At 70.8% G+C, this 7,968-nt stretch carries 7 protein-coding genes, 2 tRNA genes and 1 pseudogene; 6 read left to right on the top strand and 4 right to left on the bottom strand.

Annotation, left to right across the window (positions count from 1 at the left end; all coding sequences use genetic code 11):
• The first annotated feature begins 2 nt into the window (after nt 1-2).
• The 3 genes from ACIHCQ_RS40295 (at nt 3) to ACIHCQ_RS40305 (ending at nt 3,696) form a co-directional block, all read left to right on the top strand.
• On the top strand, nt 3-1,175 hold the full coding sequence (locus ACIHCQ_RS40295) for an epoxide hydrolase family protein (RefSeq protein ID WP_399673872.1): 1,173 nt from the start codon (nt 3-5) through the stop codon (nt 1,173-1,175).
• Between the two features lie 114 nt (nt 1,176-1,289).
• Nucleotides 1,290-1,362 (top strand) — tRNA-Trp (locus tag ACIHCQ_RS40300).
• 3 nt (nt 1,363-1,365) lie between these two features.
• Nucleotides 1,366-3,696: a hypothetical protein gene (locus ACIHCQ_RS40305; protein ID WP_399673874.1), complete on the top strand. Its 2,331-nt coding sequence runs from the start codon at nt 1,366-1,368 to the stop codon at nt 3,694-3,696.
• A gap of 82 nt (nt 3,697-3,778) precedes the next feature.
• On the opposite strand, the gene ACIHCQ_RS40310 is transcribed toward ACIHCQ_RS40305, so the two are convergent.
• On the bottom strand, nt 3,779-4,633 hold the full coding sequence (locus tag ACIHCQ_RS40310; RefSeq protein ID WP_399673876.1) for a maleylpyruvate isomerase family mycothiol-dependent enzyme: 855 nt from the start codon (nt 4,631-4,633) through the stop codon (nt 3,779-3,781).
• A gap of 135 nt (nt 4,634-4,768) precedes the next feature.
• Between ACIHCQ_RS40310 and ACIHCQ_RS40315 the strand changes: the two genes are divergently transcribed.
• Nucleotides 4,769-4,841: transfer RNA gene (locus ACIHCQ_RS40315), tRNA-Arg, on the top strand.
• A gap of 111 nt (nt 4,842-4,952) precedes the next feature.
• Here the strand turns inward: ACIHCQ_RS40315 and ACIHCQ_RS40320 are convergent.
• From ACIHCQ_RS40320 to ACIHCQ_RS40330, 3 genes and pseudogenes are all read right to left on the bottom strand, one after another.
• Nucleotides 4,953-5,714 carry an FAD-dependent oxidoreductase gene (locus ACIHCQ_RS40320; RefSeq protein WP_399673878.1) on the bottom strand — a complete coding sequence of 254 codons (762 nt, stop codon included), beginning with the start codon at nt 5,712-5,714 and terminating at the stop codon, nt 4,953-4,955.
• Between the two features lie 664 nt (nt 5,715-6,378).
• Nucleotides 6,379-6,681, bottom strand: coding sequence for a hypothetical protein (locus ACIHCQ_RS40325; protein WP_399673880.1), 303 nt, complete (start codon nt 6,679-6,681; stop codon nt 6,379-6,381).
• A gap of 57 nt (nt 6,682-6,738) precedes the next feature.
• Nucleotides 6,739-7,284: pseudogene (locus ACIHCQ_RS40330) on the bottom strand (response regulator); the annotation flags it as partial.
• Here ACIHCQ_RS40330 and ACIHCQ_RS40335 point away from each other — a divergent pair.
• Both ACIHCQ_RS40335 and ACIHCQ_RS40340 read left to right on the top strand, forming a co-directional pair.
• Nucleotides 7,253-7,408 carry a hypothetical protein gene (locus ACIHCQ_RS40335; RefSeq protein ID WP_399673882.1) on the top strand — a complete coding sequence of 52 codons (156 nt, stop codon included), beginning with the start codon at nt 7,253-7,255 and terminating at the stop codon, nt 7,406-7,408. The pseudogene ACIHCQ_RS40330 and the gene ACIHCQ_RS40335 sit on opposite strands and share 32 nt — an antisense overlap.
• A 59-nt stretch (nt 7,409-7,467) precedes the next feature.
• Nucleotides 7,468-7,878 (top strand): DUF664 domain-containing protein, encoded by a 411-nt coding sequence (locus ACIHCQ_RS40340; protein WP_399673884.1) that lies wholly within the window; start codon nt 7,468-7,470, stop codon nt 7,876-7,878.
• Nucleotides 7,879-7,968: the final 90 nt, after the last annotated feature.

Genomic DNA, 7,968 nt, shown 5'->3' on the forward strand with positions numbered 1-7,968 from the left:
CCATGACGAACACACCGGGTACCGATACCGCCGTCCACCCTTTCCGTATCGACATCCCGCAGGCCGAACTCGACGCTCTCCACGCGAAGCTGGACGCCACTCGCTGGCCCGCCCCGCTGCCCGGGGACGGCTGGGACACCGGCGGCCCGGTCTCCTGGCTGCGCGAGCTGGCCGACTACTGGCGCCATGGCTACGACTGGCGCAAAGCGGAGCGGGAGCTCAACGAGTTCCCTCAGTTCACCACCGTCATCGACGGCCAGCGGATCCATTTCCTGCACGTACGCTCGCCCGAGCCCGATGCCACGCCGCTGATCCTCACCCACGGCTGGCCGGGCTCGGTGGTCGAATTCCTCGACCTCATCGGCCCGCTCACCGACCCCCGCGGACACGACGGCGACCCTTCGGACGCCTTCCATGTGGTGATCCCGGCCCTGCCCGGCTTCGGTTTCTCCGGCCCGACCGCGGACCCGGGCTGGGACACCACGCGGATCGCGCGGGCGTGGGCCGGGCTGATGGAACGACTCGGCTACAAGCGTTACGGCGCCCAGGGCGGCGACATCGGCGCGGCCGTCGCCCCCGAGCTGGCACGGGTGGCACCGGACCGTCTCATCGGCATCCATGTCAACGGGGGCCCTGGCCCCATGCCGCCGATGCCGCTGCCGGAGGAAGAGCGCGAAGCCCTCACCGGCCTTGAGCGGGACCGGGTCGCCCGCATCGAGGCGTTCATGCAAGAGGAATTCGGCTACATCGCCATCCAGTCCACCCGCCCGCAGACCCTGGGCTACGGGCTGACCGACTCCCCCGTCGGCCAACTCGCCTGGATCATGGACAAGTTCCGCGAGTGGACCCACCCGCGCACGGCCCTCCCCGACCAGGTCATCGACCGCGACCGGCTGCTGACGAACGTCATGTTCTACTGGCTCACCGGCACGGCGGGCTCGGCGGCGTACGTCGGATACGCGCAGGAATCCGGATGGGGCGCTCAGAAACTCAACTCCGGCGTTCCCACAGCGGCGGTCGTTTTCGCCCACGACGTCGGCATCCGGCGCTACGCGGAGCAGGAGAACACCATCGTGCGATGGACGGACGTGGATCGTGGCGGCCACTTCGCGGCGCTGGAGGAGCCAGAGCTGCTGGTCGGTGATGTGAGGGAGTTCTTCCACTCACTGCGGTGACTCACGCGACCGCCACCGTCCGCGCGCTCTCGGTCCCGAGAAATCTCGCCGCCACCACGTCCATTGGTAACTCGGTTGTACGCTTCCGGCCTTGCGTCTAGCGTCGTCGCTCAACGACGTGTAGCTCAGCAGCCAGAGCACCGGGCTCCAGACCCGGAGGACGCAGGGGCGGGACCTGCCACGTCGGCTTATGAACGACGACGCTGAGCAGCAGCTGATCACCGGAGCCCCCTCCTACGCGCTGGGCCAGCTGGCCAAGGCCTTCACGACCGCGCTGACGCACGAGGACGCCGCAACCCGAAGCGGTGCGGAGGACCGGGGTCGGCGCTGGCGCGCCGTGCTCGCGGGTCTGGCCGACGGCCGGCTGAAGGTCGGTTCGCGTACGCCGGTGGCCGGCCTTCCCGCGTGGGTGACCCCGGAGGTGGTGCGGGGCGGTTTCGCCACCGGTGCCGCCATCGCCGGTGGCCCGCTGCAGCCGTACGAGACGGAGGCCGCGCGCCGGATCGGTGTGCCGGCCGACCGGCGGGCGCTCTTCGCGTACTGCCTCACCGAGCCCGGTCTCGCCCGGCTGTGCGGGCTGCTGGACAGCGGGCGCTACGAGGTGACCGTGCCGGAGGAGGCCGCGCTGCTCACCGTGGCGTGGCTGGTCCGGTCCGGGGATGTGACCGGCGCCGTGGAACTCGTAGACATCCTGGAGCCGTTCGCCGGGCAGCTGCGGTTCATGCCCCGGCCCTCGGACGCGCCCGTACCGGACATCGCCGCGGTGCACCGGCGTACCGTCGCCGACGCCGGTGTCAGTCTGGCGCGCCGTCGGCCCAACGCGGCCGTCGAGACCCAGCGGGAGGCTCTCACGGTCTGGCAGCCGTTCGCCGACGAGCTGCTCGGCCACTGGCTGGAGACGGCGACCGGGTCGGGCCGCGTGCTCGACCACACCCCGGCGGCGGGCTGGCATGAGCGCGGCGTCGCCCTGCTGGACCGCTACCGGGCACTGGCGGCGGAGCACACGCGCTGCGCGAAGCACCGCAGCCCCAAGGAGAACCTGGGCGTTCTGCGCGGCGCGCTGGAGGAGACCGTCGCCGGACGTCCGCTGGACGCGCGCCGGCTCGGTCTGCTGCGGCACGCCGTCGAATCCATGGTGCGGCGGCGCGGTCTGCCCGGCTCCGAACGGCACACGGCCCTGCGCCGGCTCCAGGCGGCACAAGCGGCGCTCCCCGCGCACCACGCGCTGGCCCAGCTGGTGCTCCGCCGGCTGGCCGGGCTTCCCCAGGATGTGGGCGCGGCCGATGTCGTACCGCTTGTCCGCGCGGTGAGTGAGCAGGAGGAACGGGAGACCGGACTGCCCGCCGGAGTACGGATTCCACGGGCGATCCAGCAGGTTGTCGAGGCCGCGCTGAGCGCGCCGATCGGCACGCTCGTGGAGCGGGGCGTGGTGCCGTCGGCCGAGGTGCTGGCCGAACTGGTGCCGCAGCTGGTCGCCGCCACCACCGCGCAGGCGTACCCGGACGAGGCTCTGCGGACCTTGATGGCCGCGCACTACCGGGCGTTCGGCAAGCGCCGTTCGCTGCTCCTGCTCAACCTGGAGCGTCAGGTGCGGATCGGGGAACTGCCCTGGGTGCGGGCAGTGGCCGGGCAGCGCGGCGACGGGGAAGCGGGCCGGGAGCTCGCGCTGGCCGCGTTGCGGCAGCTGGGCGAGCTGGCTGTGCAGGCGTTTCCGGCAACGGTCCTGCCCAACCCGCTCGTCCGCGAACTCGGCGTGCTCGCCTACCGGGCGGACTTGGGCGCGCCGCTGGTCGAGGAGCTGGCCGCGGACATCTTCATGGGCACATTCAGCCCGAAGTTCCTCGCGGCGGCGCGGGTCGCGGCCGAGCTGCTCGGCGGCGGCACGCTGTACGAGCGGTACTACGGGATCGATTACGCGGCCGTCCGCAACCTGGCGATCGTCGAGACGGCCGAGGCGCTGAGACGTTCGTACGGGGCCCGGACGTCGCCGGGCTTCGCGAAGCTGTGCGCCGAGCGGGCCGGGTTCAGGGCGTCCGGGGCGCGGTCGGTGGCGGCGAACGGCAAGGTGATCGAGCAGGCGCAGATCCTCACCACGCACAACCTGGCCACGCTGGTCCGCCAGGTCGGTATCGCCCCCGAGCCGGGCTGGGACGACCTGGCCCGCCGCTGCTTCGTCACCGTATGCCGCCTTACGACCCAGGTGCACGACCACCCGAGGCCACTGGCCACGATCAAGGACGCGGCGTACGCATGGCGGCAGATGGTGTTCCACCTGGCCCTCTGCACGCCTGCCGAGCAGGCGAGCGCGCCGGCATGGCTGGCCGAGGAGACGGCCCGCCACCCCGCCCATGCCGCCGCTCGGCTCGCGCCCGCGCTCGCGGGGCTGCGGCTGGTCGCCACGGGCGGCAGCTTCGCCGCGGACGGCACGGCGGACGGGGGCCGGGCCCGCCGTTTCCTCGGCTGGAGCACGGACGGCCACTGGCTGCGGCCGGACCCGGGGGCGGGAGGGGCGCGGGGCTGAAGTAGCACTGGGCTTGTCATCACCCTCAGGAGGGGCGGAGCCGGCGCTCATCCCGTCGACCGTCCACCGGTCAGGAGCCGATTCACGGTTCCCAGACGATGGAGACCATGCCCAGCACCGCGCTCAAGAGGGCCGCGTCCCCGCGCAGTGTGGCCCGGTCGCGGGCGGTTTGCACCGTGATGCCGCGGGTAGCCAGCCGCCACAACGTGTCCGCGCTGATCTCCACTTCGGCTGCCGCCGCGGCAGGCGCGGCCGGCGTGTCGCCGGTCAAGGCCCAGCGGTCGACGCGGCGGACAGCCGCCCACTCGCCGCCGGCGGGGCCGGGCACCCGGACGCGGACCGTCGTGCCCACTGGCCGCGCGGTTCGGTGCAGGGCCTGAGGAAGCGCGCGCATGAAGGTGTCGAGGACCGGGTGGAACAGACGCGGTTCGGTGGCGCCAGGACGGCCGACGGCGTCGCGGATCTGCTGCTGGTGGACCCACAGCTCCGTGTACTCGCGGGCGGCGTCCAGCCAGGCTGGTGCCATCAATCCCGGTGCCGCCCAGGAAACGTCCAGCTGCGCGGGCTCCCCCATGGACAGGCTCGACCACTCGGCGTCCAGCTGCGGTCCCAGGTGGGCCAGCAGGTCGATCATCAGTCGCGGGCTGATCTGCCGGGCCGTTCGGACGAAATCCTCGTTGGTACGGGCCAGATAGGCCGCCAAGGTCTCATCCGAGCCGAAATCCGGTCCGGGGTGCCCGTCCCGGCCGCCGGACAGACGCCGTACGCAGTCGTGCAGGATGTGAGCGGCCACATCATGAACGTCCCAACCCGGACAGACGGTCGGGCGGGCCCACTCGTCGGGCCCCAGCGCGGCAAGCAGGTCGACAAGCGCGGCTCGCTCGACCGGGAACAGCGGTCGGACGTCCAGCGGAGGGCCCAGCCAAGTCCAATCCATCGAAAAAGTGGACCATGAGCTCACCATTGCCCGCCAGGGCTATTCGCCGGCCTTGATCACCTCGTCGGCCCCCTGCCGTCGTCCGCTAAGCTGTCCTCGGTTACGGTCCAGCTTTCCTGGACTGCGCACCTCCCCGCCTCCGTAGCTCAGGGGATAGAGCACAGCTCTCCTAAAGCTGGTGTCGCAGGTTCGAATCCTGCCGGGGGCACGCAGGTAAGAGCCCCTCCGCGAATCGAACGGAGGGGCTCTTGCGTAGATCAAAGTCCGCAGAGAATCCATCCCCCACTGGCGATCACCAGGTTTTGCCATCTTCCGGCTCTCAAGCGGAGAAGAAGGCGCAGAGTCCGGCAAAGAGACGCTGGACCTCGGCGGCGCAGCCCCAGGACAGGGTGACGCCTGCCCCGCCGTGGCCGTAGTTGTGCACCAGCGGCGTCCCGTCCGGCAGTTGCTCTGCCTCGACTCGTACGCGGTCGCGGGTGGGGCGTGCGCCAACGTGGTGCCCGAGGATCTTGGTATCAGCAAGCCGGGGTTCGACCGCTGAGCAGCGAGCCAGGATGCCCGCTGCGGCCTTCGCGTCAGCCTCCAAGGTGCCGTTGCCGTCGATGGCGGTGCCGCCCAGGACGACGGTGTCACCGTGCGGGTAGATGCAGAGCAGGTCGGGCGAGAGGCCGGTGTCCTCGGAGAAGAACTCGGTGAGGCCGGGGTTGGTGACGACGACGTGCTGTCCGCGGATGGGCCGCAGTTCCGGGTCGGGGACGAGGGTGTCGGCGCCCAGGCCCGCACAGTTGACTATCGCCGTGGCCGGCCCGGCTTCGGCGAACGATTGCAGTCTGCGCTGTTCGATCGTTCCGCCCGCGTCTCGTAGGCGGCGCTGGAGGTAGTCGAGGTAGACGGGCATGTCGATCAGTGGGACGGTGCACCGGTAGCCGGAGGTGAAGCCCGCGGGAAGCTGTGCGGGCTCGGCGGGGGCGAAGCCGGGCAGTGTCGTGGCCCAGTCCGGGGGCGCGGCGGCGTGGCGGGAGGCTTCGATGCCGCTGGTGAGCCGGACCCCGGTGGCGGGGTCGGCGGCGTCGAAGGCCATCCATCCGGCGAGCTGACCGATTTCGGCGAGCGCCTGGACCAGGCGAGTGGTGACGGCGGCGGAGTGGCCGCCTTCATGGATGAGAGCAGGCCCACGGCTCGGAACTGGGCTCCGACGTACGACAGATGGCGGGCACCGCCATGCTCGTCGTCGAGGAGCTGGAGCAGCCTGAACATCAGCCTGCACAGCCTCGACCCGGCCCGCTCAGCCGCGATCATGGGCGGCGGTGACACCCGCCAGGCCCGCGCCACCATGGACACAGCCCTGGCGGGCTCGTGCTCATCCATCCAGAGAGCGTTGACGAACGTGTCTGCCGTCGTTTGGAGCGACATCTGTGGTGGCGCTGGCCCGACTGACTAGGCCGGGAGCCTTAAGTCAGGCCCTTAGCCAAGTCTCTAAACGAGTTGACATCCGTCGTTGACGTCAACGACGACAGACAGAGGCAGAAATACGCCCTACGGCTCCGAGGGCAGAGTCCGTGTTGGTGTCCGGCCCTGTCGGGTCAGCTCACCGGCCTGCAACGGCGGCAGGCCCGTGGTGATCGAGCATTGGGTGGAGGTGCCGCCTCGGTGAAACCCGTTCCACGCGCCGGCCCGCATCGCTTCTCAGTGATGCGGGCCGTCGCGTTCGAAGGTCAGGGGCTCGCGGTCAGGCGTTCGCGGGGTCAGCCGTCGGGGTTGGCCTCCAGGCACGTCAGGTCGATGTCGTCCACGACCGCCTCGTACGTCCGGCCGCTCAGCTGGGCGTCGCGCTCGATCTCGACCGCCGCCCATCCCGTCAGGCTCATGACCAGCACCCGCAGACCGTCAGTCCCGTACTCCTCCAGCACCCTGTCCGCAACGGCCAGAGCCTCCTCCGGGATCCGCTCCGCCGGTTCGAGGCCCACCACCTTCCGCAGCATGGTGACCGTGAGTAGGGAGATGGCCGGGGCAACCACCATCAGCCGCCGATCCTCGTCTTCATCCACGGGTGCCTCCATCCACCGAGTGCACGGGAGCTACCCGGGCGAACCCGGCCGTACGCCTTACCCGTCGGGTGATGACGGGATGTGCCCCGGGGTGACGAGTCCTGTCTCATAAGCGACGACGACCGCCTGCGCCCGGTCGCGCAGAGCGAGTTTGGCGAAGATCCGGGCCACATGGGTCTTCACCGTCGCCTCGCTGAGCGTGAGCTCCCGGGCCAGTTCTCCATTGGACAGGCCCCGGCCCATGAGCGTCAGCACTTCGCGTTCGCGCGGGGTCAGCGCGGCGAGGGTTCCCGGGGCGGCCGGGGCGGGCCCGGCGGCGGCACTGCGGGCAAAACGTTCCACCAGGCGGCGGGTGATCGACGGTGCCAGTAGCGCGTCGCCCGTGTTGACCAGGCGTACCGCCGCCGTCAGGTGTTCCGGCGTGACGTCCTTGAGCAGGAAGCCGCTGGCGCCGGCCGCCAGTGCCGCGTAGACGTACCGGTCGAGGTCGAAGGTCGTCAGCATGATCACCCGGCAGTCCGGGGCCTGTGCCAGTACGCGGCGGGCGGCCTCCAGGCCATCCATGTTCGGCATGCGGATGTCCATCAGTACGACGTCGGGCCGCAGTCACGCGCCGCAGCTGGCCGGACTGGCACTGACGGGAGTCGTGATCGCCGTCCTGGGCGCGCTGATCCCGGCGCGGTCGGCGGCGCGGCTCACGATCGCCAGGGTGCTGCACAACGAGTAGTGGCCGCAACGCCGGTCGGCTCCGGCCGCGTTGTCAGTGGCCTGTGCCAGTCTGGATCCATGGAAACTCCAGACGGGCGGCCGGTCCCGCCCTTCGAAGCCGACGAGCGCACCATGCTCCGGAGCTGGCTCGCTTTCCACCGCGCGACGCTTGAGGTCAAGTGCCAGGGCCTCGACAGCGCGGCGCTGCGCACGGCCTCCGTCGAGCCCTCGGCCATGACGCTGCTCGGGCTGGTACAGCACATGGCCGAGGTCGAGCGGAACTGGTGGCAGCGGATCTTCGCCGGGCTCGACGTACCGCCGGTGTACGAGGGGGACGAGAAGGGGTTCACTCTCGCGCCGGAGCGGGAGCTCGATGAGGTGCTGGCTGCGTGGCGGGACGAGATCGCGGGGGGCGAGAAGATATGCGCCGACCGGTCCCTCGATGACACGGGGGTTGTGGACTGCTGCCGAAGTAATGAGCGGCAGTGACTTCTGGTGAGCGTGAGTGAGTGCTGGGTCGGGTTTGGGTCTGGCCGTACGGGCCGGTCTTCTTCTGTTGTGCGGCGTGCTCCGGGCCCC

The sequence above is a fragment of the Streptomyces sp. NPDC052236 genome (assembly GCF_044548015.1).
In the GTDB taxonomy this organism is placed as follows: Bacteria; Actinomycetota; Actinomycetes; order Streptomycetales; family Streptomycetaceae; genus Streptomyces.